Genomic DNA, 26,093 nt, shown 5'->3' on the forward strand with positions numbered 1-26,093 from the left:
CTATTCTGGCTGTTAAAGCTGTTATACAATCGCCGACCTAATATAGGTTTGCAGCGTAGCAGCCTTCATCCGATAACTGAAAAGGAAAGCAGTTCTCGATAGTTGGAATAGTATTTAATTTTATGTCATTTCGAATAGATGCTCATTCAATACCCCGATATCAAACATGGGGGATGATGGGAGTAGTACTACTTTTATTGATCACTGTTTTTGGTTTTTTGTTTCGCGAGAATATGCTGCGGATAGTAAACGTACGGCTTTGTTATACCAAGAAATTTTGAACAGCCAGAAGGATCGTTTACGTACAGAGTTAAGTTCAGCGCAAGATTACATTCGGTTTATGAATCAACAAGCTGATGCTGTGCTGATGCAGAACGTTAAAGACCAAGTGGATCAAGCTTATAGTGTTGCGATATCGATCTATCGACGCTTAAATGGATCCAGTTCAAAAGAAGAGATACAGCAAGTCATTCGTGAGGCATTGCGTCATATTCGTTTTTCTAACGGGCGTGGCTATGTCTTTATTGATGATATGGATGGCCGTTGTGTTCTGTTGCCCACGGCCCCTGAATTAGAAGGGCAGTCCCTTTGGAATAACCAAGATGATAACGGGCTTTACATCATGCGCTCGCTTATTGATGCAGTAAAAAATCCTAGTGGGGCAGGTTATAGCCGCTATCGTTGGTACCCGCCGGGCAATGCTGATGAAATGAAAGAAAAGATTACCTATGTACGCCATTTTGAACCTTTCGATTGGGTTATTGGTGCAGGTGATTACATTTTTCAGACGGAAAATGATTTAAAGGATCAGGCCCTAAAGAGAATTTCTGCTCAACGATTTGGAAGGAATGGCTATATCGCTGTGCTCGACCTAGCAGGTAATGTTTTGTACACCCCCTATACCAGTGCCACGTCACTACCCACGCACTACAGCACATTTTCAGATGTTCAGGAGCAACGTGTCGTCGGTGATATCATGGAGATAGCTGAACAAGGTGGCGGTTTTGCTGAATATGATTGGTTCATCCCAAATGGTGATGATAAGTCTGCTCAAAACTTAACGGCAAAGTTGTCTTTGGTTGATGTTGTTCCTTTGTGGGATTGGGTATTGGTGGCTGGTGTATATCCTGAAGAGTTCCAGGAAATATTTCATAGGCAACAAAAAGAGCTGCAAGATAAGCTTAATGCGGATGCTTGGTTCTTATTATTGAGCCTATCTTGTGCAGGTTTTTTTATGATGCTGGTCGTTTGGATTTACGGTCAATGGTTAAAAAGGCTATTTCTAAAATACAGTGCTGATATTGAAGCTAAGCAAGAACAAATTGAAGGTGATGCTCGTTCTCTGAAAATTGCTTCTCGAGTGTTTGATACCGCTCGCGAAGGTATCATGGTTACCGACCCTGATAACCGTATTGTCGCGGTCAATAGCTCTTTTACAGAAATTACTGGCTACGCGGCCTCTGAAGTAGTGGGCCAACTTCCTAGCTTGCTTGCTTCCGGGCGCCACTCTCCTGATTTTTACCGTGGGATTTGGGAAGCGTTAGCCGTCTCGGATCAATGGAGTGGTGAAATTTGGAATAACACTAAATCCGGACAAACCTTTCCAGAACAGTTATCTATTTCTGTTTCTAGAGATGAGGTCGGTGAGGTTGTTAATTATATAGCGACTTTTAGTGACGTTACGGATAAAAAACGCGCTGAAGAGCAGCTTCGTTACTTGGCCGAATATGATGACTTGACTGGCTTGCCAAATAGACGCTTGCTTATGGATCGTGTTGTGCAAACCATAGCAAGAGCTAAGCGCCATGAATTACGTCGTTTTTCTCTGATGTTTATAGACCTTGACCGCTTTAAGAATATCAACGATTCACTTGGCCATAGCGTCGGTGATCTAGTGCTGCAAGAAGTGGCTCAGAGGTTACAGGGTGCTGTGCGCGAAATTGATACGGTTAGCCGTATTGGCGGAGATGAGTTCGTAATTCTGGTAACAGGAAAGGGCAGTGATGCGGTTATTTCTGCAGCAAACTTAGCGCACCGTCTATTAAAAATGGTGTCTGAGCCAATACAGGATCAAGATTTAGATTTAGTGGTTACGCCGAGTATAGGCATCGTGTCTTACCCGGCTGATGGTGAGGATTTTGAAACGCTACTGCGCAATGCCGACGCTGCTTTGTACCACGCTAAGTCTCGTGGGCGAAGCAACTACCAATTTTATGATTGTAAGATGAATGAAAAAGCGTCAGCGCGTTTGAAATTGGAAAATGCATTAAGGCAGGCCATCGAAAAAGGAGAGATGCAACTCTACTATCAACCGCAGTATAAGCTCGGTACGAATGAGTTGAGCGGTTGCGAGGTTCTATTACGATGGTTTCATGGGGGGGAGCTCATCTCGCCCGAAGTGTTTATACCATTGGCAGAAGAAACAGGCTTTATCTTGCCATTAGGTAAATGGGTACTTGAAGAAGGCTGTCGTCAAGGTGCTGAATGGTTAGAGGAAGGTGTAAACGTTCCGTCTATTGCTATTAACGTATCGGCTTTCCAGTTTAGGCAAGAGTTTTATCGTACCGTTGATAGTGTATTACGTCATACGGGCTTTCCTCCTGACTTACTAGTTTTGGAAGTGACAGAAAGCGCTTTAATGAGTGATGTTTCTAGGACTGAGTTTTTATTAACGCAATTTCGTGAGTTGGGTATCCAAATAGCATTGGATGATTTTGGCACGGGCTATTCAAGCTTGGCTTATCTGAAGAAGTTCTCTCTTGATAAACTAAAAATAGATCGAGCTTTTATCGATGGTTTACCAGATGATCAAGATGATATAGCCATTACTTCATCTATTCTTGATGTGGCAAAGCACTTGGGTCTAGAAACGATAGCGGAAGGGGTTGAAACTGAAGCTCAGTTGAATTTCCTAAAAGCCTATGGATGCGATCAAGTACAAGGTTTTTACTTCTCCAAACCATTACCACTTAATGAGTTTGAGCTATTAATTAGTTCTGCTAATGATCGGCCATAATTATTTGATTGGCAGTCATAAATAACAGAGTATCCTGCATTGCTTTTATAATGAGGTGGTTATGTTGGGGCGTTGGGTACCTGTTGTTTCTCTTTTCTTCGCTATGTTGTTATGGGCTAGCTCGTTTATCGCACTAAAAATAGCATTTTCCTATTATGATCCGATGGTAGTTATCTTCGGACGTATGTTGGTTGCTGCTTTTTGTTTTATATTTTTCCTTAAGTATTTAATGCGCTTTGAGTATCAAAAAGGTGATTGGCGGTTGCTTTTATTGATGGTGATATCTGAGCCTTGTTTATATTTTTTATTTGAAGCTCATGCATTGCAAAACACCAGCGCAGCGCAGGCGGGAATGATTACCTCCATGGCTCCCTTGCTGGTTGGTATTGGTGCATTGTACTTTTTGCGAGAGAAGCTCCCAAAAGAAGCCTGGTTAGGGTTTTCAGTTGCGGTTATTGGTGCTATTTGGTTAAGTTTATCCAGTGGTGAAACGGAGCATGCTCCCAATCCGTTACTCGGTAACTTTCTTGAGCTGTGCGCCATGGTGTGCGCTACAGGTTATACCTTATGTCTTAAGCATTTGTCGCAGCGGTATTCAACGTGGTTTCTTACTGCCTTGCAGGCATTGTGTGGGATGGTGTTTTTTATACCTTTCCTTCCATTTACCGGTGAAGAGAATGTGTGGAATTTGCAGTGGAATTGGGATGGAGTATGGGCTGTTTTATATTTAGGAACATTAATTAATATTGGAGCTTATGGACTGTATAATTTAGGTGTCTCAAAGATTAAAGCTGCAGAGGCCTCTGCATACATCAACTTAATTCCTGTGTTTACATTACTAATGGCTTATTTTATTTTGGGCGAAACATTTAATGTCCAGCAAATATGTGCATCCGCTTTAGTGTTGGGAGGGGTATTTCTTAGCCAAAGAAAGGCGTTTGTTAAGATTGAGACCGCGGATGTTGCTGCGGCTCAATAGGCCAAGTGAAAAGTTTAGATCTACGGTTTAATTAGTTGCTTTGGTGGTGCTTTTAATACGACATTATGCAGTGGGAACTTTCCAGCTTTATAGTCCTCAATATAAAATGTAAGCGCATTTTTGATGGTTTGAAAAGCCAATTGATTCCAAGGGATATCTTCAAAGCTAAATAGTTGGACATCAAGCGACTCGATGCCACTTGAAAACTCAGGTGTCGGTAACTCTGCAAGAAATAACATCTGTACTTGGCTAGCATGTACTATGGAGGTCAGCGTGTAGAGGCTGATAATGTTGACCTCTGCGTTTGCTTCTTCGCGGGTTTCGCGAAGAGCGGCGGCTTCAACGGATTCGTTATTTTCCATATAGCCGGCAGGCAAAGTCCAGTAGCCTCGTCTTGGTTCGATAGCGCGTTTACAAAGAAGAATCTTATTTTTCTGATAAACAGGAAGGCAGCCAGCAACAATGTTTGGATTGCTATAGTGAATTATTTGGCAAAAATGGCAGTTGTGACGAGGCCTATTATCGCCTTCTGGTGTGTAATAAGAAACTTTGTTACCACATTCACTACAGTATTTCATGCTATCTCCCTGTTCATACTATAGTGTAGAAGTGAATGCTCATCGTATTCAACAGTGCTAAGAATAACATGTGGTCGCATATCTCTTATTGATGTTGGTGTAATAGCATATAGCGAGAGGTTTTTTAGATACAATGATGTTAGATCAGCTACGACAGCGGTTAAGTTGTTACCAGGCTCGCCGTTTCGACAGTCAGGAGGCTCAAGCAAGTGTTTTGATAGCACTTACTGATAGTCATGATCCGCATGTGATTTTGACAAAGCGCGCTGCTGGGCTTTCCACTCATGGTGGAGAGGTGGCTTTTCCTGGTGGACGTCATGACCAGACAGATCCTGATCTGTTGTTTACAGCGTTGCGTGAGGCTAACGAGGAGGTTGGCTTACAAGCTGAGGATGTAGAGATACTAGCGCCGTTAGGGCAAGTAATGTCTAAGCATCGCTTGCAGGTTACGCCTTGGGTGGGCATTGTGCCAGAAGCAGTACAGTTGACGCCAAGCCCTGATGAGATAGATAGTATATTTACGGTGCCTTTACGTTTCTTTTTAGATGATGAGCGTCACCATACTGACGAGATTCGTTTTAAAGGAATGACGCATTTTGTGCCGGCATATGAATATGACGGCCATATTATTTGGGGTCTGACGGCTTATATGTTGATTGAGATGTTAAATATAGGTTTTGATGCAAAAATACCCATGAAGCCCCGCCCAGAACATTCATATGAATGCTGATGTGTAAATGAGTTAGAAATAAAGTTATCGTTAAAGAGTGTGTATTAAAATGACAGAACAAAGTAGCCCGGTTCGCAGTCCATGCATGGGTGTTTGTGCCTTAGATGAGAAAGACTTGTGCATTGCATGTCGTCGCAGTGGTATGGAGATCGCAGAATGGGGTGTGCTGACGAATGATCAGCGCCGTGAAGTGATTAAGAAAATTGAACGTCGGTATCGTGGGGAGGTTTGTTAAGGCAGTAACAATCAGCTTTTATGGAGCAGGCTGTTATGCCTTATCATGGTAAATCTCTGCTTTACTCTGTCTTGAGTGCTATTAAGCGGGCAGTGGTGATCAAGTTGTCCGTCATTTGTAATGTTTCTATGCGGTAATCGCCAATATCTAAGCATACATTCGCATCAGGAATAGATTCTAACGTTTCAATAATTAAACCATTGAGAGTTTTAGGGCCATCAGTGGGTAGCTCCCAAGAAAGTGCTTTGTTGATGTCTCGGATAAATGCAGAGGCTTCTATAAAGTAACTACCATCGTCTTGCCTATGGATATCTGCATTCTCTTCTCGGTGATCTGCTGATAACTCACCTACTATCTCTTCTAAAATATCTTCAAGCGTGGCGATACCTAAAACATCGCCGTATTCATCAACGACAAGCCCTATGCGGCGACTCTCTTTCTGAAAATTTAAAAGCTGAGTTTGTAGTGGTGTACTTTCGGGAATGAAGTAAGGTTCGTGCACAACCTGAAGAATGGAGGCTTTAGTAACTTTTCCCTGCTGGATTATTTGTGCCAAGTTACGCATATGTAAAATACCAACGACTTTATTGATGTCGCCATTATAAACAGGTAGTCGCGTGTGATTGGTTGTGGATAAGCGGTCGAGGATTGAATTGAGTTCAAGATCTAGATCAATACCCTGAATATCATTTTTAGTAATCATGATGTCATCAACAGTAACATCATTCAATTCAAGAACACCTAAGAGCATGGATTGCTTGCGATGCGGCAATAAAGCCCCCGCTTCATGCACGAGCGTTCTGAGTTCTTCAGTGCTGAGGTGGTGATCACTATTACCATCAGGGCTGATACCAAAAACTCTTAATAAGCTATTGGTTATACCATTAACTATCCATACAAGTGGGTAAGTAAGGGTGAGTAGGGGTGTTAAAATATAAGCTGCAGGAAACGCAATTTTTTCAGGGTAAAGTGCCGCCACTGTTTTTGGCGAAACTTCAGCAAAAATAAGAATGATAATGGTCAGAGCTGCTGTAGCTATAACAATGCCCGCATCTCCCCATAAGCGTACGGCAATAACCGTAGCAATGGCGGATGCAAGAATATTAACGAAGTTATTACCAATGAGAATGACACCGATTAATCGATCGGGCCGCTCTAATAATTTATTGGCTTTTCGTGCACCACGATGATTTTGTTTGACGAGATGTTTTAGTCGGTATCGATTGAGAGACATCATGCCTGTTTCTGAGCTGGAAAAAAAAGCAGAGCAGAAAATCAGGAAACAAAGAACTCCTAAAAGAAAACCTATTGATGCGTCTTCCAAAACTATCGCCTAACGTTACAAATTGGAGGTACATTTTCAGTGCGCGCCGAAGGTGTGTCAAGGTGTTGCTGTCGTCTAAAAGTCAATAATGTCTAGAACGAGTTTTGATCCGAAGAAACTAAGCATCAGTAAGAAAAATCCACTGACTGTCCACCTGACCGCACGGTGGCTGCGCCAGCCCCGCATAGAACGCCCCCAAAGTAAAATTGCATAAAGAATCCATGCAATTATAGACAGTATGGTTTTATGTACTAAATGTTGTGAAAATAAGTCATCTAGGAAGATAAAACCGGTCACGAGTGATGCGGTTAGCAAAATCATCCCGATCCAAATCATTTCAAATAGTAGGCGTTCCATGGTTTGCAGTGGTGGAAGAGACGCGACTAGCCCACGAGTGTGATGTTGTTTTAGAGCTAAGTCTTGCTTTGATAACAAAAATGCCTGAAAAGTAGCGACAGTAAAAATGCTATACGAAAGGATCGATAGCAATATATGGATGATTAGCCCGCCCTGATAAATTTTAGCTACGCCTAAATTTGGCCCCCATACTGAGAGAGCTGCGGTTAATGCGGCCATAGGCAATACGCCGATAAAAAGGTTTTCAATAGGTTGTCTAAGGCTGCTAATAATAACGACCGTGGCCACTAGCCAGCCAATTAATGAGCCTGCAATAAAGAAACCAAGATTTATGCCATCAGGCTGATGAAGAACACTATAAACAGAAAAAGTATGCACAATAGCGCCAGCACCTGCGATTGTTTTAATCATTGCAGGTGAATTGGTTTGTTGCTTAAGCAGCTTAAATTGCAAAATGGCTGCTATTAGATACAGAAATACCGCTATTAATGTAGACAGGGTGAGCATCTTTTTCTCCTAAAGATGAGTAGTTTGGCATAAATGTGCGGTGGTTGAAATATGGGGGTGTGGCCTTGAACGTCACTACGCTATAATGTCGCCAAAGTTTTAAGAATTTCAGGGTTTAATCTTATTCGAAGTTTTACTTTGCGAATGAATATTCATCTAAATAAGGTTAGATCCTTGTAGAGGCAACTATGTTTGAGAATCTGTCAGAACGATTAACGAAGACGCTGCGCGCGGTTACCGGGCAGGCAAAGCTAACGGAAGATAATATCAAGGATACCTTGCGCGAAGTGCGTATGGCATTGCTTGAAGCCGATGTTGCACTGCCTGTTGTTAAAGAATTTGTAAATGCTGTTAAAGAGCGTGCAGTCGGGCAGGAAGTTTCTAAAAGCCTGACGCCAGGGCAGGTCTTCGTCAAAATTGTGAATGACGAGCTTGTGCGGGTAATGGGGGAGGCCAATGAAGGCTTAGATTTGGCTGCGGTTCCACCTGCTGTAGTATTAATGGCTGGCCTTCAAGGTGCGGGTAAAACCACTTCTATTGCGAAACTGTCTTTACTATTAAAAGATCGTGAGAAGAAAAAAGTATTGGTAGTCTCTGCTGACGTATATCGTCCTGCGGCTATTAAACAGCTAGAAATGCTGGCGGGTGAAGTGGGCGTTGATTTTTATCCCTCATCTGCCGATCAAGATCCAATTGCTATTGCTGAAGCGGCTGTTCAGCACGCTAAAATTCAGCATTATGATGTGTTGCTTGTAGATACTGCCGGTCGTTTGCATGTCGATAATGACATGATGGATGAAATTAAGCGTCTGCACAGTGCTATTAACCCAGTGGAAACCTTGTTCGTTGTTGATGCAATGACAGGTCAGGATGCCGCCAATACCGCACGCTCTTTTAATGAAGTGTTGCCTTTAACGGGTGTTATTCTAACCAAAGCGGATGGTGATGCGCGTGGTGGTGCTGCGCTATCGGTACGTCATATTACGGGTAAACCTATTAAGTTTATCGGTATGGGCGAAAAGATTGATGCGCTGGAGCCATTTCATCCAGATCGCCTGGCATCACGTATTTTAGGTATGGGTGATGTGCTTTCTCTAATAGAGGAAGCCGAGCGTAAAATTGATAAAGATAAAGCAGAAAAGTTCGCAGCTAAGATCAAAAAAGGTAAAGGTTTTGATCTAGAAGATTTCCGTGAGCAGTTGCAGCAGATGAAAAATATGGGCGGCATGATGGGCATGCTAGATAAAATGCCTGGTATGGGGCAGTTGGCTCAAGCTGCAGATGCGAGCAAAGCAGAGAAAGGCATGGGGCAGATGGAGGTTATTATCAACTCTATGACCCGCGGTGAGCGTCGCAATCCAGATATTATTAGTGGCTCTCGGAAAAAGCGTATCGCGATGGGCTCTGGTACTCAAATTCAGGATGTTAACCGTTTGCTTAAACAGCATAAGCAAATGTCGAAGATGATGAAGAAGTTTTCTGGCAAAGGCGGTATGACAAAAATGATGCGCGGCATGAAAGGGATGTTGCCACCTGGGATGGGTGGCGGCCCCGGTGGTATGCCTCGGATGTAATGCCGAGTAAAGAATAAAATAGATTTACTTTCCAATAGGGGTGCTTTCACGTAGAATGCGCCCCTTGATTTATTTTGGCTCGACTGAAAAATTATTCGGTCGGAACTGCAACGCTGGGCGATATCAAAACCCACGCAATATAAAGGGATTAACGTATGGTCACTATTCGTTTGTCACGTGGCGGCGCTAAAAAGCGTCCTTTCTATCAACTAACAGTAGCTGATTCACGCAATGCGCGCGATGGTCGCTTTATTGAGCGTATCGGTTTCTTTAATCCGTCAGCTCGCGGCCAAGAAGAGCGTCTTCGCTTGGATATGGAACGTGTTGAATACTGGACTGGTAAAGGCGCACAGTTATCTGAGCGTGTTGCACAGCTAGTAAAAGAAGCTAAAAAAGCTGCACAGTAATTTTTATATAGTAGCTGGATAGGTCAATGAGCCGAAATACGAATAATGAATTTACTGTAATCGGCCAGATAACCTCGGTTTATGGTGTGAAAGGGTGGGTGAAAGTCTTCTCTTATACCGAGCCGATGGATAGCATCCTGACTTATTCACCGTGGATGATCAAAGAAAATGGTCAATGGAAGCCTCTTAAAGTAGAGACGGCCAAAAAACACGGTAAAGGCTTTATAGCCAAGTTGGACGGTGTTACTGATCGTGATGTTGCTCGCAAATTTTGCGGTATAGATATTGCGATTGAGTCTTCTCTTCTTCCTGATTTGGAAGAGGGTGAGTACTACTGGAGCCAGCTGGAAAATCTGACAGTTTATACACTTTCTGGCGAATTGCTGGGGCGTGTGAGTCATCTGATGGAAACCGGTGCTAACGATGTCATTATCGTTAAAGGTGATGCAGAAAGTATTGATCGCCGTGAGCGATTAATTCCTTATCTGCCCGATCAGGTGATAAAAGAAATTGACCTGGAATCAGGTACGATGCGGATCGATTGGGATCCGGAGTTCTAAACCATGTGGTTTGGCGTTATTACGTTATTTCCTGAAATGTTCGATGCTGTCAGTCAGTATGGTGTGACAGGAAGGGCGGTTCGTAATGAGTTGATGTCTATTGAATGCTGGAGTCCTAGAGACTTTGCGCACGATAAGCATAGCACTGTGGATGATCGGCCTTATGGTGGTGGTCCGGGGATGCTGATGAAGGTTCAGCCATTACGTGATGCGATCCATGCAGCTAAGGCTGTGGCAGGAGAGGGGGTTAAAGTTATTTACCTCTCGCCTCAAGGGCGCAAGCTAGATCACAAAGGTGTGCAGGAGCTAGTTTCCTGTGAGAAATTGATTTTAGTAGCTGGGCGCTATGAAGGTATCGATGAGCGATTAATTGGCTCAGAGATTGATGAGGAGTGGTCGCTGGGGGATTTTGTTCTCAGTGGAGGTGAATTGCCTGCAATGACCATGATTGACGCAGTCTCCCGATTAGTTCCTGGTGTGTTAGGGCATCAAGACTCAGCTGAAGAAGATTCTTTTGTTGAGGGATTGTTGGATTGCCCTCACTACACGCGACCAGAATCAATTGAAGGACAGCATGTACCTGATGTGTTGTTAAGTGGCAACCACGAGAATATCAGACGCTGGCGTCTGAAGCAGCAATTAGGCAGAACTTGGCAACGCCGATCTGACTTGCTGGAGAAACTCGAGTTGACTGCTGAGCAGCAGGCGTTGTTAACCGATTATATCCATGAGACCAATGCGTCTGATGGTTGAATATTAGGAGCGAGCGATGAGCAGCAAAAACTTAATCATTCAGCAGATTGAAGCTGAACAGATGACAAAAGAAATACCAACTTTCTCACCTGGTGACACAGTAGTTGTGCAGGTTCGAGTAGTTGAAGGTACACGTAGCCGTTTGCAGGCATTTGAAGGTGTAGTTATCGGTAAGCGTAACCGCGGTCTGAACTCTGCATTTACAGTACGTAAAATTTCTCACGGTGTGGGTGTTGAGCGTACTTTCCAGACTTACAGTGCTGTTGTTGAAGAGATTACTCTGAAACGTCGCGGTGATGTTCGTCAGGCTAAAATCTACTACTTGCGTGAGCGCAGTGGTAAATCTGCACGTATCAAGGAAAAACTCGGCTGAGTTAAACCTGATTCGCTGCTATAGAAAAAAGGTGACCTTATGGTCACCTTTTTTTGTTTTGTCATTAGTAAATTGCAGTAAAGATCACTAGAATTATTAAAACACTATTTTTTGTAGGGCATGGATGAGGTTGTAGATGCGGCGTTGGCTGAAGTGGTTATTGGTACCGTTAGTCTTCATGCTCTTGTTAGCAGGGGTGCAGGGGTACTATTGGTATCAGGTGAAGTCTGATATTGATAGTTTAGTTGCATCAGTCAGACCTTTCGCTAAAGTTGAATACGACGGTATTTCGGCTGCCTTTCTTGGCGGAATTGCTCTTGAAAATATTACGATTCAACCAAACGCCTATAAAGAAAGAATTTCAATTCAGCGTTTATCGTTAACATCTTCTTCGCGTGCTTTTTTTCTAACAGCGCATGAGCAGCTACGTACGGGCGTGTTGAGTGATCCCGTCTCTCTTAATTTGACCGGCGTAAGCTATGACCTGAATGCCGATTATGCTAAGCGTTTGGTTCTTTCCTCATCTGATTCTAAAAGTAGCTCCTTGGATACGCTAGTTTGCGGTGATACGCGCTCTATTGATAGCGCTGCATTGCAGGCGATGGGGTACCGCTTTCTTCAGGGTGACTTGAGTTTGTTGCTTGAGTCTTCTGCTAATAAAAAGCTTATGAAGGTGCGTCTAGGGTCTGAATTTGCACAGCTAATAAAGGCTGAGATGAACCTTTGGTTGGCTTTGCGACAAGGGGGGACGCTTAGGCGGGATGATTTAGCGAAAACGGCTATTCAAATGTTTGGTATGACGGTTAGTGATTTGGGGTATAACCAGCGCTGGAAGGCTTTCTGTGCTCAGCAAGAAGGAGAGGTTGTAGAAGGTTATTTAGAGCGTTATCGAGCTGCGCTGATCCAAAATTTTGTAGATGGTGCTGCGCAGTACGAAGGTGAACGTTTGCTTGGGGCTTTAGTGAGTGCGCGCAGTAACCGTTCTATTGTGGCTGTTCGTCTTGAGCCCGCTGTTCCGCTTGGTTTGGGGCAATTGGCCAGTCCTGGTGGTGCTGATTCTTTGTTTTCTAGTGCGGAGCTGGCGCTGCAGGTGAATGGTAAAGTGCTTGAGCTGATGGATGCTGAATGGCAGGTGATGCGTGAGCTCTTTGGTGGGAATGTACGTCGGGCTGCCTTGGCGGTAATGGAAAATAAAAAACCTATCGTTATACGGGAAAAGGCACCAGAAGTGGCTCCCATGAAAGAAATTATCCCTGGCGTTATGCCTATACGGCCTCCAGAAGTCAAAAAGTCATTTGTGGAAACCCCCATTGATAAGCTAGCGGGTTATGTTGGCAGTGCTGTTAAGCTTAGAACCTTTTTTGGTCGAGAGATGGAGGGAGCTTTAGTTGATGTAAACGCTGAGGCTATCAGTATTCGCCATCAAGTTGAGCAGGGGAGAGCCACCTTTCCTGTAGCAAAAGATAAGATCGCTTTCATTCAAGTGTATCGCTAACCGTGTCGCTAGAGCTTGCTGGGGGGGATAAGCGCTTTACGAGTCGAGTTCCGCACAGTGAAGATGTAGAGCTGATTAGGCAGTTTATTGATGCAATGTGGTTGGAGGAGGGTTTAAGTAAGAATACTCAGTCCTCTTATCAGCGTGACCTTTCTATTTTTGCCTGTTGGTTAAACGATCTTAATGGGCGCTTGGCTGGTGTTGATGCGCTAATTGTTCGCAAGTATCTATTGTGGCGAGTAGAACAACAGCTATCACCATCGTCTACTTCTCGTTTTCTTTCTTCGGCGCGTCGTTTTTTTAGATATCTTTTACGTGAAGCTTTTATCAATGAGGATCCGATGTTGCTTATCGCCCTGCCTAAGAAAGGGCGCTCCTTGCCTAAAACGCTGAGTGAAGCAGATGTTGAGTGTATTTTAAATTCCCCGGATGTTGATAGTGTTCTTGGTTTAAGAGATAGGGCGATGTTAGAAACCTTGTATGCATCGGGCTTGAGGGTTTCAGAATTGATCTCCTTAGAGTTGGGGCAGATTAATTTAGAGTTGGGTGTAATAAGAGTCGTGGGTAAGGGGGCAAAAGAGCGACTTGTTCCTTTGGGTGATGAAGCGGTTCGTTGGATAAAAGAGTTTTTACACTGCGCTCGTGATGAGTTGTTGCAAGATACTACCGATGAAATGCTTTTTCCTAGCCTGCGCGGTCGAATTATGACACGCCAAACTTTTTGGTATCGGATTAAGCGCTATGCGCAAGAATCTGGTGTTGATAAGGCTATTTCTCCTCATGTGCTTAGGCATGCTTTCGCAACTCATTTGCTTAATCATGGAGCGGATTTGCGAGTAGTACAGATGATGCTTGGGCATAGTGACTTATCTTCTACGCAAATATATACCCACGTGGCGCAGCAGCGTTTACAATCGCTACACCAACAGCATCACCCTAGAGGTTAATTGAACTTTAAGCGTTTGATTTAATCAGATTGTTATCATTACCGGATATTGAGGAACGTATGCGAATTAAAACATTAATAGCAGGAGTGCTGTTACTAGCTAGTACGATGGTTGTGGCTGAAGATGCTAAAGATGTCATCATTAAGCAACTGCAAAAAATTGATCAGCGTATCCCTGTGGTTTCTGTTAAAGAGGCTCAATTGGCCGGCATGTATGAGGTTGAATTAGGAACAGGAGAAGTTATTTTCTCTGATGCGAAGGGTGAATACTTCTTGTTAGGTCAGCTGTATCAGTTGTCGGATGAGAAAGGTTTTGTAAATCTATCTGAAGCAAAAATGAATACTCAGCGTGCCGCTCAATTACAAGCCATTCCTAGTGCTGAGAAAGTAGTATTTAAAGCCAAGGGTGTGGAAAAGGCATCTGTTTATGTTTTTACCGATGTTGATTGTCCATATTGCCGTAAGCTGCACAACGAAGTGCCCAAGCTTCAGGCGATGGGTGTGAGTGTTGAGTATTTGGCGTTTCCTCGCCAGGGGCCTAATACGGCGACTTTCAAAAAAATGACTAATATCTGGTGTGCTGAAGATAAAGTTGAGGCAATGACGCGTTCTAAACAGGGGAAGTCACTTAAAAACATGGAGTGTGAAAATCCTGTATTGGCTCAGTATGAGGTTGGGCAAAAAGTGGGTGTTACCGGTACACCGGCTATCATCACGAAAGATGGTCAGTTGATTCCTGGGTATATGCCGGCTGAGCGGTTGGCTGCAATGTTGGGAATTAAGCCTTAGTACCTTGCTTTAAGTAAAAAAGGAGCCGGGTGCTCCTTTTTTTATTGCTGTTTATCCTGTCTCGAATAGAGTCTGGAAGAGTTATTCGCTATACTATTTCCCCATTTTTGTTCGTTAATTCAGCTTGCGCTTGGCTTGCGATTGACTAGTAAACTGCGAGGTATTGGTTTGAAACCGGTAAAAGTTGGAATATGTGGTCTAGGTACTGTTGGTAGCGGTACGTTTAATGTCCTGCATCGCAATGCAGATGAGATTTCTCGTAGAGCTGGGCGTCGTATTACGGTTGAACAGATTGGTTCGCGTCGAGACAACCCCGGGTGTGATACAAAAGGCACTCAGGTTACTCGTGATATTTTTGATGTAGCGACTAATCCAGAAATTGACATCGTAGTTGAGTTGATTGGTGGTTATGACATCGCGCGTGAACTCGTGATGACGGCAATCGAAAATGGTAAGCATGTCGTTACTGCAAATAAAGCATTGATTGCGGTACATGGAAATGAGATTTTCGAAGCAGCGCAGCGTCACAATGTAATGGTGGCATTTGAAGCTTCTGTTGCTGGTGGTATTCCTGTTATTAAAGCAATTCGTGAAGGCTTATCAGCTAACAATATCGAATGGTTGGCAGGCATCATTAATGGAACTGGTAACTTTATCCTCACAGAAATGCGTGATAAAGGTCGTGATTTCGCTGATGTTTTAGCTGAAGCTCAAGCATTAGGTTACGCTGAAGCTGATCCAACATTTGACGTTGAAGGTATTGATGCAGCGCATAAGCTAACCATTCTTGCTTCTATCGCTTTTGGTATTCCGCTGCAGTTTGATAAGGCCTATACCGAAGGTATTAGTGCGATTACACCTGCCGATGTTGAATATGCTGAAGAGCTTGGTTATCGCATTAAACACCTAGGCATCAGCCGTCGCACTGAGCATGGAATTGAGTTACGCGTTCACCCTACAATGATTCCTACATCTACCTTGCTTGCTAATGTAAATGGCGTAATGAATGCTGTGTTGGTTGATGGTGATGCTGTCGGTCAAACACTATATTACGGAGCGGGTGCGGGTGCTGAGCCAACAGCTTCTGCTGTTGTTGCTGATATTGTTGATGTGGTACGTACGCTAACAGCTGATCGTGATAACCGTGTTCCTCATTTGGCGTTCCAGCCATCTGAGTTGTCTGACCTGCCAATTTTGCCGATGAGTGATACTGAAACTGGGTTTTATCTACGCCTACAGGCTGCAGAAAAGCCAGGTGTTTTAGCGAGTATTACTAAAATTCTAGGTGATAATGGCATTAACATTGAAGCCATTGTGCAGAAAGAAACGGCTGAAGAGCAAGTGCCGGTGATTCTGTTAACGCAGCGTGTTCAAGAACAAAAAATGAATGAAGCGATTACAGCCATTGAAGCGCTGGATGACATCATTGGTCAAGTAACACGTATACGTGTTGAGCACCTTCAGGGTTAAGGGGACTAAACGTGAAATATATTTCTACACGTGGGCAAGCGCCTGCACTTAACTTTGAAGAAGTTCTGTTGGCAGGCCTAGCAAGTGATGGCGGCTTGTATGTGCCGGAGAATTTACCTACTTTTAGTCAAGAAGAGATCGCTAGCTGGGCAGGGCTTTCTTATGCTGAACTAGCATTTAAAATTATCTCTCCTTTTGTAAATGATTGCATTGATGATGCTGATCTAAAGCAGATGATTGATGAGACCTATGAAGGCTTTAATCACTCTGCGGTCGCTCCTTTGAAAGAATTAGGTACAAACGAGTGGGTATTGGAGTTATTTCATGGCCCGACCTTAGCTTTCAAAGATTTTGCTCTACAGTTGCTGGGTCGTTTAATGGATCATGTGCTGGTGAAGCGTAATGAGCACCTAGTGATCATGGGCGCTACATCAGGTGATACGGGTTCAGCAGCGATTGAAGGTTGCCGTCACTCTAAGCATGTGGACATCTTTATTCTACATCCGCACAACCGTGTCTCTGAAGTTCAGCGCCGCCAGATGACCACTATTCTGGATGAGAATGTACATAACATCTCTTTAGAAGGTAACTTTGACGATTGCCAAGAGATGGTTAAGGCGAGTTTTGCTGATCAGAGCTTCCTTAAAGGCATGAAGTTGGGCGCAGTTAACTCGATTAACTGGGCGCGTATTATGGCTCAGATCGTTTACTACTTCTCAGCCTCATTGGCTGTGGGTGGCCCGCATCGTCCGGTAGCATTTTCAGTACCCACTGGCAACTTTGGTGACATCTTTGCCGGTTATCTTGCGAAGAAGATGGGCTTGCCTATCACTCAGTTAGTAGTTGCAACTAACCATAACGATATTTTACATCGTGCTATTTCTAACAACGATATGTCTAAGAGTGAGTTGGTGCATACCTTGTCACCCTCTATGGATATTATGGTCTCATCGAACTTTGAGCGTATGTTGTTTGATATTTATGACCGTGATGGCGCTGCTATTGATGATCTGATGAAGCGTTTTAAGACTGAGTCAGTACAGTTGGATGCTTCGCGTTGGGATAAGATGCGTGAGTTATTTGATAGCTGTGCGGTTGATGATGAAACGACATGTCAGACTATTGCTGCCGTGCATGCTGAGACAGGTTATCTGCTTGACCCTCACACTGCCATTGGTGTGAAAGCGGGCCGAGAATGTAACCGTGATGCAGCTGTGCCAATGATTGTATTGGCAACCGCCCATCCCGTGAAATTTCCTGATGCTGTGCTTAAGGCTAATCTCGAATCTCCGGACTTGCCTGCTCATATGCAAGGCTTGTTTGAGCGTGAAGAGAAGCTAACAGTCCTGGATAATGATATCTCTGTTGTGCAGCGCTTTATTGCCGAGCATGTACATTCAGAGTCATAACGACTGCTGCTTCTGGTTGTTGTAATTTGCTAGTTGAAAAGGTCCGATCTTAATCGGGCCTTTTTTATTTTCTGATAAAAGGAGAGAGTGTGAAACATGTAACCATTCATCGTCGTGCTGTGCCTAATGAGCACTCTCCTATATTTAAGGAAGTACCTAGCGCTTTGGCGCGTATTTATGCGGCACGAGGCATTCAAAGCAAGCAGCAGTTGGGTCGTAATTTAAAAGAATTACTTCCTGATACTCAAATGAAAGGAATGGATGCGGCTGTCTCGCGTTTGCTGCAGGCGGTTAAAGCCAATGAGTCGATCATGATTGTTGGTGATTTTGATTGTGATGGTGCGACCAGTACTGCTGTTGCTGTATTGGGGTTGCGAATGATGGGGGCGACTAATATTGATTACTTAGTACCGAATCGTTTTGAGTATGGCTATGGATTAAGCCCAGAGATTGTTGATGTCGCTTTTACTCAATCACCACAGTTATTAGTCACGGTTGATAATGGTATCTCCAGTGTAGAGGGGGTGGCGCGCGCCAATCAACTCGGTATGGATGTTGTGGTAACAGATCACCACCTAGCTGGGCATGTTATTCCGCAGGCGGTGGCGATTGTTAACCCTAATCAGCCGGGGTGTAGCTTTGAAGCAAAATCGACTTGCGGTGTGGGTGTTATATTTTATGTGTTAATCGCACTGAGGCGAGCGCTTCAGGCAGAAAGCTGGTTTGAGGGAAGTGGTATGCCAGCACCTAACTTGGCATCGTTACTTGATCTTGTTGCGCTGGGCACTGTCGCTGATGTCGTGGCGCTAGAACACAACAACCGAACATTGGTATATCAGGGATTACAACGTATTCGTGCAGGATACGCACGCCCGGGTTTACTCGCATTAATAGAGATAGCGGGACGGCGTAAAGAACGCTTGGTCGCCAGTGATCTTGGCTTTGCTGTAGCACCGCGTTTGAATGCGGCGGGGCGCCTTGAAGATATGTCGATTGGTATTGAATGCTTGTTGGCAGATGATCCAGAATATGCGCGTGAATTAGCGCAGACGTTAGACCAGCTCAATTTGGATAGGCGTGCGATAGAGCAAGATATGCAACAACAAGCATTGAGTTGGTTGGATGAAATGCACTTTGATATAGATACGCTGCCTTACGGTGTGTGTTTATATGATGAAGGTTGGCATCAGGGTGTTGTCGGCATTCTGGCTTCTCGCATAAAAGATCGCACTCATCGCCCCGTCATTGCATTTGCTCCTGGTGAAAATGGAGAGATAAAAGGTTCGGCTCGCTCTATACCGGGCTTGCATATTCGTGATGCGCTCGATCAAATTGCGAGTAGGTTTCCTGAATTAATTAGCAAATTTGGAGGCCATGCCATGGCCGCGGGCTTGACGATTGCTGCCACAGGTTTGGAGCGTTTTCGAGAGGTATTTGATGAGGTTGTTCGAGAGCAGCTCTCTAAAGAAGATTTAGAACAGCGGTTAGAGACCGATGGAGTGTTGCAGGCTACCGACATGACACTTGCATTAGCTGAAAATATTCGCGAAGCAGGGCCATGGGGGCACCAGTTTCCTGAGCCGTTGTTTGATGGTGTCTTTAGAGTATTGCAGCAAAGAATTGTAGGTCAACGTCATTTAAAAATTGTATTGATGGAGCGCGACTCTGGTTTAGCACTTGATGGTATTCAGTTTAATACGGATTTAGCAGTATGGCCCGACGAGAACATTAATAGTGTTCGTGCTGTTTATAAATTAGATGTAAATGAGTTCAGGGGACAGCAATCAGTTCAGTTAATGATTGAATATTTGGAACCTGTTGTTGAGAAATAAGAGGAAAATAAGATGAAAGATTTAACACTCACTGAGTTGGCTACCTTAATTGCTGTTTTTGAACGCGCAGTTTTAACAGAGCAGGATAAAAACGAGCAGGGGATGTTTGAGCGCATAAAACTGGCTCATGCAGAAAGGCTAGAGCTGGAAAGCATGGACTTTGATGATTGTCTTGGTGGTGCCTGCAAACTGTAAATGTTGTGCCTGTAGAGTCTAGTAATAAGTGTGAGTACCAATAACTGAGAAGAATATGGCTGAATTAAAACCTTATTATATTGGTGCTCATGTTAGCGCTGCAGGGGGCGTTGAAAATGCCCCTTTGAATGCCAAAAAATTGAGTGCTAATGCGTTTGCTTTTTTTACGAAAAACCAGCGCCGCTGGGATGCAAAGCCGTTGACCACAAGAAGCATCTCATTATTTAAAGAACGCTGCCAAAAATTGGGCTTCTCCTCGGAACAAATACTGCCGCATGACAGTTATTTGATCAACTTAGGCCACCCTGAGGTTGATGCTTTAGATAAATCTCGACTAGCGTTTGTGGATGAAATACAGCGCTGTCAGCAATTAGGGCTGAAATATCTGAATTTTCATCCGGGTAGTCATTTACGTGTGCTTTCAGAGGCAGAGAGTCTTGATAGAGTATCTGAATCTATTAACTTTGCTTTGTCTGAAACGGATGATGTTATTGCTGTAATAGAAACAACAGCAGGGCAAGGAAGCAACCTAGGTTATAATTTTTCGCAAATAGCGCAGATTATTGATGGGGTTTTTGATAAGCAGCGAGTCGGTGTATGTATTGATACTTGCCATATTTTTGCAGCGGGCTACCCATTAAATACCTATGCTGAATGCCAGAGTACGTTTAGTGAGTTTGCTGAGAAAGTTGGTTTTGAATACTTATGTGGGATGCACTTAAATGATTCAAAAGTTGCGCTAGGTGCACGTGTCGACCGCCATCATAGTCTTGGGCAGGGAGAGATAGGGCTCGAAGTCTTTAAGTTTATCATGCAGGATGAGCGTTTTAGAGGAGTCCCCCTTGTACTCGAAACTATTGATGAAACTGTGTGGGCTGAAGAGATTCAGATGCTGAGAAGTTTTAGTGTTCATCAATAGCAGTTCTTAAAATAGGGGCTATACTTATTTCAACTTAAGTTTATAGCGCCGAATTATCATGTTGCTAAAAAATATTGCCAAAACAATATGTTGGCAGTTTTCTTTGGTTTTCTTCTTTTTGTTGATGAATGTATCAACGCTTGTGAAAGCTGATTTAGGCTATACCCCCACTGTGTTGGTGATAAACTCTTATCATCAGGGCTTTCCGTGGTCTGATGGTATTTATTCAGGTTTTAAAAAAGTAATAGATGGCGCTGGTTTTCCTATCGATCTACACGTTGAATATTTAGATACTAAGCGTTTTTCAAGCAAAATAATGTTCCCCTTAGCTGCAGCATTGATGGCAGAGAAAAGTGCCAATAATTTTGACGCTATTGTAGTAACTGATAACAATGCATTAAGTTTCCTAATGAAATACCGGCAATCTCATTTTGCTGAGATTCCTGTTGTTTTTGTAGGTGTGAATTCATACTCAAAAGACTTAATTGGCAATGATCAGTTCATTACGGGTATTGCTGAAACAACTGCCCCTGATGCTAATTATCAACTACTAATGTCGTTACACCCTGATATGACAGAAGTAGTTTTGTTAAGTGACGCTACTCCGACCGGGTTAGCGGAGCAGCAGCGCTTTGTAAAGGCCGCTCAACCATATGTATCTAAGTTTTCTACTCGATCGATAACCGACTGGACCTTGTCAGAATTAAAGCTGCAATTATCAGCATTAGAGCCTGGCACTGTTGTCTTTAGGTTGCCATTACATAGAGATAAAGAAGGTCTTTCTATGACCTTGAAAGAGAGTGTCCGTATTCTATTAGAGAATAGTCCTGTTCCTATTTATTCAGCTTGGGACACTGCTATTGCAGAGGGGATAGTGGGCGGCTATGTAGCGACTTCTGTATTGCAGGGTAAAGTTGCTGGCCAATATCTATTAGAGATTTTAAATGGTAAGCCTGTAGCTGAGTTGCCGGTTATATTGGAAAGTCCTGCAGAGCCCGTTTTTAACGGTATTTCAGCGCAGAAGTACGCTATAGATAAAAAAAGTATCCCTGAAGATAGCGTTATACTTAATCCAGTGAAAGCAAAGGAGTTATCTGACTATTTAATTATTCCTATTGTCTTTTTGCTAGTTGTTTTGAGTGGCTTTATCTTTCAGTGGCGTAGGAAAAAGAACGAGCTTTCACTTTTAAATGATGAGTTTGAGCATGTAGTTGATGAAACATTGTTGCTCAGAACGTTAATGAACTCAAATCCTGATCATATCTATGCAAAAGGATTGGATGGCCGCTATTTGGATTGCAATCAAGCATTTGCAGAGTTTATAGGACAGCCGCGTGAGAGCGTGATAGGAAAACGTGTTGAGGATTTTTTCACAACAGAGAATGTTAATTTAAGTAATGAACAGGATGCAGAGGTTTTTTCTAAAGATAAGGTAACCTGCAAAGAAATATGGGTACGTGGGCTCTCCAGCGCTGATCAGCTGATTGAATGTGTCAAAACACCACTTAAAAACTCTGATGATAAGGTAATCGGTTTGTTGGCTGTGAATCGGGAAATTACTAGCCGACACTTTGAGAATGCTCTGTTAAAACAAAATACGCGGGTATTGGATATGTTGATCCGCGGAGTATCCTTGAGCAATATTCTTTCAGAAATTGTTAAGGGGATCGAGAGTGTTTATTCCAACAGTTTATGTTCTATCCTCTTGCTCGATAAAGAAAAAAACACTTAGTGAGTGGTGCGGCTCCAAGCTTACCGGCTTTCTACAGTGACGCTGTTAATGGGTTAGCAATTGGTGAAGGTGTTGGTGCTTGCGGAACTGCAGCAAGTACGGGTGAGATGGTTATTAGCGCGGATATTCAAAATGACCCTTGCTGGGCTGACTTTAAAGAGCTTACAGCTAAAGCGGGTTTGGCTTCGTGCTGGTCTCAACCTATTTTTGGGTCTTCGCATGAAATATTAGGAACTTTTGCTATTTACCATGGTTACCCGCACCAACCCAATAATGATCATATTGCGATGATGGAGCAGGCATCTCAACTAGTGAGCTTAGCGCTGGAACGAAAGCAAGTTGAAGGTGATTTACAAAAATTGTCTCGTGCAGTCGAGCAAAGCCCAACAATGGTTTTGATTACGGATGAGCGTGGGAAAATCGAATATGTTAATGAGGAGTTTACTGATGTTACAGGGTACTCTTTAGATGAAGTGAGAGGTAAAACGCCTGCTATCTTAAATGCGGGAGAAACCGCCCCCGAATTTTATAAGGAGATGTGGGACGTCATTTTGGAGGGGCATGATTGGCATGGTGAAATTCGTAATAAAACTAAGTCAGGTCAGCCTTATTGGTCGATGCTATCCATTTCACCTATCTTAGATGAAACACATACAATCACACATTTTATTGGTGTTAGTGAAGATATATCGGCACAAAAAAAGACATTAGAGCAGATAGAGCAGCTAGCTTTTTACGACCCGCTTACTTTGTTGGGAAATCGGCGCTTGTTTAAAGAGCAGCTGGATATAGAGCTTAAAAAAGCAAAGCGAAACTCGACAATCTTTGCGTTGTTTTATTTAGATTTAGACAACTTCAAACAGATCAATGACACATTAGGACACGATGCGGGCGATCGTTTGTTACAAGCGATTGCGGGTAGGTTAAAAGGCACTTTACGCCAATCAGATTTGATTGCCCGCATTGGTGGGGATGAGTTTATTGTATTATTAGCTGATGTGGCCGGGGCTGCGGAAGTGGCATCAGTAGCGAATAAATTGCTACAAGCGATTAGTCAACCGGTGCTACTAGGGAGCAGCGAGGTCAAAGCAACCGTTAGCTTGGGTATTACTATGGTGCCTACTGATGGTGATGATTGGGCTGTGTTGATGAAAAATGCAGATCTTGCGATGTATCGAGCCAAGCATAAAGGCCGAAATAATTTTCAGTTTTTCACTCATGAAATGAATGATGAAGTTGTCAATCGTGCCAGCATGGAGCAAGAGCTGCGGAATGCGCTAAACAATAAGGAGTTTTGTGTACATTACCAGCCGCAATGGAGCATTCTAAAAGAGTTACAACCGGTTTGTCTTGAAGCATTAGTTCGCTGGAACCACCCTGAAAGAGGTCAGGTATCTCCTGCAGAATTTATTCCGGTCGCAGAAGATCTTGGGTTGATTGTTGAGTTGGGTGAATGGGTTCTAAATGAAGCATGTAGCCAAGGACGATTGCTCATAGATGCTGGTTACTCAATACGCATGGCTGTGAATTTATCGATGCGTCAATTTTTTGATCCTGAATTACTTAATAAAATTAAAAAGGCGCTGGAGTTACATGGTTTTCCGGCGTCGTTGCTTGAGTTAGAAATAACTGAATCTATGATTATGGAAGAGGTTGATGTGGTGGTAGATACTCTTCATCAGCTTAAACTCTTGGGCGTTTCGTTGTCGATTGATGACTTTGGTACGGGCTACTCATCATTAAGTTACTTGAAGCGCTTGCCTTTTGATCATTTGAAAGTCGATGGTTCCTTTGTTCGCGATATCCCACAAGATAAAAGTGACATGGAAATCACGTCAGCCGTGATCGCAATGGCCCATAAATTAGGTTTGAAGGTTATTGCAGAAGGGATAGAAACACATGAACAGATGGCTTTTTTAAGAGAAAATGGCTGTGAAATGGGACAAGGTTTCTTGCTTGCTCGTCCGGCGCCGTTGGATGATATAATGAAGTATCTTGATGTCGAAATGGATTCATTAGGCGACTAGTTTCATCGCTTTGTCATCAGTCTTGCATATGGTTATATCTTGGCGTTCATGTCACGGTGATTATTATGCAATCCTCTATATTACAGCTGCCATTTTCTGAAGATGAGCAGTTGCTAAGTTCAATACTTGAAATGGGTGGGGTAACGACCTATTTTCAGCCAATATTTGATTTACTCAATGGCGATGTCATTGGACATGAAGCACTCTCAAGAGGTCCGGAAGGGAGTGCATTATACTCTGCGGATAAGCTATTTAAGACGGCGGTTGCTTATGGAAGGCTGCATGAGCTGGAGTTGTTGTGTCGGGAGAAGTCGTTGCAGCAGTTTTCAGAGCTGGCATTGCCAGGGAAATTATTTCTCAATATAAGTGCTTCATTATTGAGTTCATCGGATCACCAGAAGGGCATGACATTAGCCTTGTTAGATTCTCTGAAAATTTCACGGGATCGAATTGTTATTGAGTTATCTGAGCAGCATCCTTATGACCATTTTGGGTTGTCTCGTGCGAGTGTCGAATATTATCGTCATATGGGGTTTAAAATTGCCATTGATGATCTGGGTGTTGGTTATTCGGGCTTACGGCTTTGGTCAGAACTACAGCCTGAATACGTGAAAATTGATAAGCACTTTATCAGTGGTGTTGATAAAGACACGGTGAAGCGTGAATTCGTGCGTTCTATTATTGCTATAGCAAACAGCCTGAAGTGTGAAATTATAGCGGAAGGGATCGAAACACATGCAGAGCTGGAATTACTGCTAGAGCTAGGTGTCGCTAGGGGGCAAGGTTATTTATTAGGTTATCCTGTGCAAGTACCTGATCAGTTCCAAAATAAGCTGCTGCTGAACAAAGCCCGCCGCATTAAGCAAAAGATGCGTCTTGAAGCTGAAGAAACAGTATTATCGCTAGTGCAGCCTGTTCCGGCTGTTAATGAGAATGCTCAACTAAGAGAGTTAGATTTAGCTTTTAAGAAAAATCCAGCGCTACATGTGATTCCTGTTTTAGACAATGGTGCCCCTATTGGTGTTGTTAGGCGACATGACCTTCTTGAATTGTTCTCAACACAGTATGGAAGGGCTTTAAATGAAAGTAGAAGTGTATCCCGTTTATTAAAAAGTGAAATACTAGTCGTTGAGAGCTATGTGAGTCTATCCAAAGTTTCGTACTTGCTGACTAACCAAAATTCAGAAAATCTCAATAATGAAATTGTTATTGTTCAAGACGGTTGTTATTTAGGTGTTGGCAGTTTGCGTGATCTGTTAAAAAGAATAACCGATCTAAAAATACAAAATGCTACCTACTCTAACCCGCTGACCCTGTTGCCTGGTAATGTTCCAATTAACAATGAAGTGAATCGGCTACTTAAGCAAGCTTGCAATTTTAGAGTGGCGTATTTTGATATTAATGATTTTAAACCGTTTAATGACTACTACGGTTATGCGCGTGGAGATCAGGTCATTCAGCTGTTAGGGGGAGTGATTAAGCAGCACGCGGGACATGCTGAGAACTTCATTGGGCATATTGGGGGGGATGACTTCGTTGTAGTGTTTACTTGTGATCACTGGGAAAGGAGTTGCCAAGCAATACTAGAAGATTTTGCTGAACAAGCTAAAGGCTTGTATGCTCCTAAAGAGCGTGAAGAGGGGGGATTGTGGGCGCTGACACGTAATCAAGAAAGTGTTTTTCATGGTATGTTAAGTCTAGCGATTGGTGTAGTGCACCCAGATGCGTTTGCTTGTAATAGTCACTTGGAAGTTTCCGAGCTTGCGGCTGAAGCAAAAAAAGAAGCAAAAAATATGGCGGGTGATGCTTTGTTTATTTCTCGTCGCCGTAAAATTAGAATGTTTTATCAGCAGTCGTAAATGGAGGGTAGCTAAGCATTGATTAAG

At 43.3% G+C, this 26,093-nt stretch carries 23 protein-coding genes; 20 read left to right on the forward strand and 3 right to left on the reverse strand.

Features of this window, described 5'->3' with window-relative positions; all coding sequences use genetic code 11:
* The first annotated feature begins 166 nt into the window (after nucleotides 1-166).
* Together NEJAP_RS02400 and NEJAP_RS02405 are read left to right on the forward strand one after the other, a co-directional pair.
* Nucleotides 167-3,016, forward strand: a complete 2,850-nt coding sequence (locus NEJAP_RS02400) for a cache domain-containing protein (protein WP_201349130.1) — start codon at nucleotides 167-169, stop codon at nucleotides 3,014-3,016.
* Nucleotides 3,017-3,077: 61 nt separating this feature from the next.
* Nucleotides 3,078-3,995 carry a DMT family transporter gene (locus NEJAP_RS02405; protein ID WP_201349131.1) on the forward strand — a complete coding sequence of 306 codons (918 nt, stop codon included), beginning with the start codon at nucleotides 3,078-3,080 and terminating at the stop codon, nucleotides 3,993-3,995.
* A 20-nt stretch (nucleotides 3,996-4,015) separates the two neighbouring features.
* On the opposite strand, the gene NEJAP_RS02410 is transcribed toward NEJAP_RS02405, so the two are convergent.
* Complete coding sequence (locus NEJAP_RS02410; RefSeq protein WP_201349132.1) at nucleotides 4,016-4,573, reverse strand: NUDIX hydrolase; 558 nt, start codon at nucleotides 4,571-4,573, stop codon at nucleotides 4,016-4,018.
* Nucleotides 4,574-4,709: 136 nt separating this feature from the next.
* Here NEJAP_RS02410 and NEJAP_RS02415 point away from each other — a divergent pair, with 136 nt between their 5' ends.
* Both NEJAP_RS02415 and NEJAP_RS02420 read left to right on the forward strand, forming a co-directional pair.
* The gene (locus tag NEJAP_RS02415) at nucleotides 4,710-5,303 is read left to right on the forward strand and encodes a CoA pyrophosphatase (RefSeq protein WP_201350432.1); all 594 of its coding nucleotides are present in this window, start codon (nucleotides 4,710-4,712) and stop codon (nucleotides 5,301-5,303) included.
* 49 nt (nucleotides 5,304-5,352) lie between these two features.
* Complete coding sequence (locus NEJAP_RS02420; RefSeq protein WP_201349133.1) at nucleotides 5,353-5,538, forward strand: DUF1289 domain-containing protein; 186 nt, start codon at nucleotides 5,353-5,355, stop codon at nucleotides 5,536-5,538.
* 61 nt (nucleotides 5,539-5,599) lie between these two features.
* Here the strand turns inward: NEJAP_RS02420 and NEJAP_RS02425 are convergent, their stop codons facing one another.
* On the reverse strand, nucleotides 5,600-6,862 hold the full coding sequence (locus NEJAP_RS02425; RefSeq protein WP_201349134.1) for an HlyC/CorC family transporter: 1,263 nt from the start codon (nucleotides 6,860-6,862) through the stop codon (nucleotides 5,600-5,602).
* Nucleotides 6,863-6,937: 75 nt separating this feature from the next.
* A complete protein-coding gene (locus NEJAP_RS02430) occupies nucleotides 6,938-7,726 on the reverse strand; it encodes a cytochrome C assembly family protein (RefSeq protein WP_201349135.1) in 789 nt (262 codons plus the stop codon).
* Between the two features lie 188 nt (nucleotides 7,727-7,914).
* Here NEJAP_RS02430 and ffh point away from each other — a divergent pair, with 188 nt between their 5' ends.
* The 16 genes from ffh (at nucleotide 7,915) to NEJAP_RS02510 (ending at nucleotide 26,066) form a co-directional block, all read left to right on the forward strand.
* Entirely contained in the window at nucleotides 7,915-9,300 is a 1,386-nt protein-coding gene (gene ffh, locus NEJAP_RS02435) for a signal recognition particle protein (RefSeq protein ID WP_028468009.1), read from the forward strand.
* Nucleotides 9,301-9,455: 155 nt separating this feature from the next.
* On the forward strand, nucleotides 9,456-9,707 hold the full coding sequence (rpsP, locus tag NEJAP_RS02440; protein WP_028468010.1) for a 30S ribosomal protein S16: 252 nt from the start codon (nucleotides 9,456-9,458) through the stop codon (nucleotides 9,705-9,707).
* A gap of 26 nt (nucleotides 9,708-9,733) precedes the next feature.
* Nucleotides 9,734-10,267 carry a ribosome maturation factor RimM gene (gene rimM / locus NEJAP_RS02445; RefSeq protein WP_201349136.1) on the forward strand — a complete coding sequence of 178 codons (534 nt, stop codon included), beginning with the start codon at nucleotides 9,734-9,736 and terminating at the stop codon, nucleotides 10,265-10,267.
* 3 nt (nucleotides 10,268-10,270) lie between these two features.
* On the forward strand, nucleotides 10,271-11,020 hold the full coding sequence (trmD, locus tag NEJAP_RS02450) for a tRNA (guanosine(37)-N1)-methyltransferase TrmD (RefSeq protein ID WP_201349137.1): 750 nt from the start codon (nucleotides 10,271-10,273) through the stop codon (nucleotides 11,018-11,020).
* Between the two features lie 16 nt (nucleotides 11,021-11,036).
* The gene (gene rplS, locus NEJAP_RS02455; RefSeq protein WP_201349138.1) at nucleotides 11,037-11,393 is read left to right on the forward strand and encodes a 50S ribosomal protein L19; all 357 of its coding nucleotides are present in this window, start codon (nucleotides 11,037-11,039) and stop codon (nucleotides 11,391-11,393) included.
* A 136-nt stretch (nucleotides 11,394-11,529) separates the two neighbouring features.
* A complete protein-coding gene (locus NEJAP_RS02460) occupies nucleotides 11,530-12,888 on the forward strand; it encodes a hypothetical protein (protein ID WP_201349139.1) in 1,359 nt (452 codons plus the stop codon).
* Nucleotides 12,889-12,890: 2 nt separating this feature from the next.
* Entirely contained in the window at nucleotides 12,891-13,835 is a 945-nt protein-coding gene (gene xerD, locus NEJAP_RS02465; protein ID WP_268927824.1) for a site-specific tyrosine recombinase XerD, read from the forward strand.
* A 59-nt stretch (nucleotides 13,836-13,894) separates the two neighbouring features.
* Nucleotides 13,895-14,623, forward strand: a complete 729-nt coding sequence (locus NEJAP_RS02470) for a DsbC family protein (RefSeq protein WP_201349140.1) — start codon at nucleotides 13,895-13,897, stop codon at nucleotides 14,621-14,623.
* Between the two features lie 168 nt (nucleotides 14,624-14,791).
* The gene (locus tag NEJAP_RS02475; protein WP_201350434.1) at nucleotides 14,792-16,093 is read left to right on the forward strand and encodes a homoserine dehydrogenase; all 1,302 of its coding nucleotides are present in this window, start codon (nucleotides 14,792-14,794) and stop codon (nucleotides 16,091-16,093) included.
* Between the two features lie 11 nt (nucleotides 16,094-16,104).
* Nucleotides 16,105-17,502, forward strand: coding sequence for a threonine synthase (gene thrC, locus NEJAP_RS02480; protein WP_201349141.1), 1,398 nt, complete (start codon nucleotides 16,105-16,107; stop codon nucleotides 17,500-17,502).
* An 89-nt stretch (nucleotides 17,503-17,591) separates the two neighbouring features.
* Nucleotides 17,592-19,334, forward strand: coding sequence for a single-stranded-DNA-specific exonuclease RecJ (gene recJ, locus NEJAP_RS02485; RefSeq protein WP_201349142.1), 1,743 nt, complete (start codon nucleotides 17,592-17,594; stop codon nucleotides 19,332-19,334).
* Nucleotides 19,335-19,346: 12 nt separating this feature from the next.
* Nucleotides 19,347-19,529, forward strand: coding sequence for a hypothetical protein (locus NEJAP_RS02490; RefSeq protein ID WP_201349143.1), 183 nt, complete (start codon nucleotides 19,347-19,349; stop codon nucleotides 19,527-19,529).
* A 55-nt stretch (nucleotides 19,530-19,584) separates the two neighbouring features.
* On the forward strand, nucleotides 19,585-20,448 hold the full coding sequence (gene nfo / locus NEJAP_RS02495) for a deoxyribonuclease IV (RefSeq protein WP_201349144.1): 864 nt from the start codon (nucleotides 19,585-19,587) through the stop codon (nucleotides 20,446-20,448).
* A 58-nt stretch (nucleotides 20,449-20,506) separates the two neighbouring features.
* Entirely contained in the window at nucleotides 20,507-22,180 is a 1,674-nt protein-coding gene (locus tag NEJAP_RS02500) for a PAS domain-containing protein (protein ID WP_201349145.1), read from the forward strand.
* The gene (locus NEJAP_RS02505) at nucleotides 22,180-24,207 is read left to right on the forward strand and encodes an EAL domain-containing protein (RefSeq protein ID WP_201349146.1); all 2,028 of its coding nucleotides are present in this window, start codon (nucleotides 22,180-22,182) and stop codon (nucleotides 24,205-24,207) included. Before NEJAP_RS02500 ends, NEJAP_RS02505 begins: the two co-directional genes overlap by 1 nt.
* Nucleotides 24,208-24,272: 65 nt before the next feature.
* Nucleotides 24,273-26,066, forward strand: a complete 1,794-nt coding sequence (locus NEJAP_RS02510) for a GGDEF domain-containing protein (RefSeq protein ID WP_201349147.1) — start codon at nucleotides 24,273-24,275, stop codon at nucleotides 26,064-26,066.
* Nucleotides 26,067-26,093: the final 27 nt, after the last annotated feature.

This window comes from Neptunomonas japonica JAMM 1380 (assembly GCF_016592555.1).
In the GTDB taxonomy this organism is placed as follows: domain Bacteria; phylum Pseudomonadota; class Gammaproteobacteria; order Pseudomonadales; family Balneatricaceae; genus Neptunomonas; species Neptunomonas japonica_A.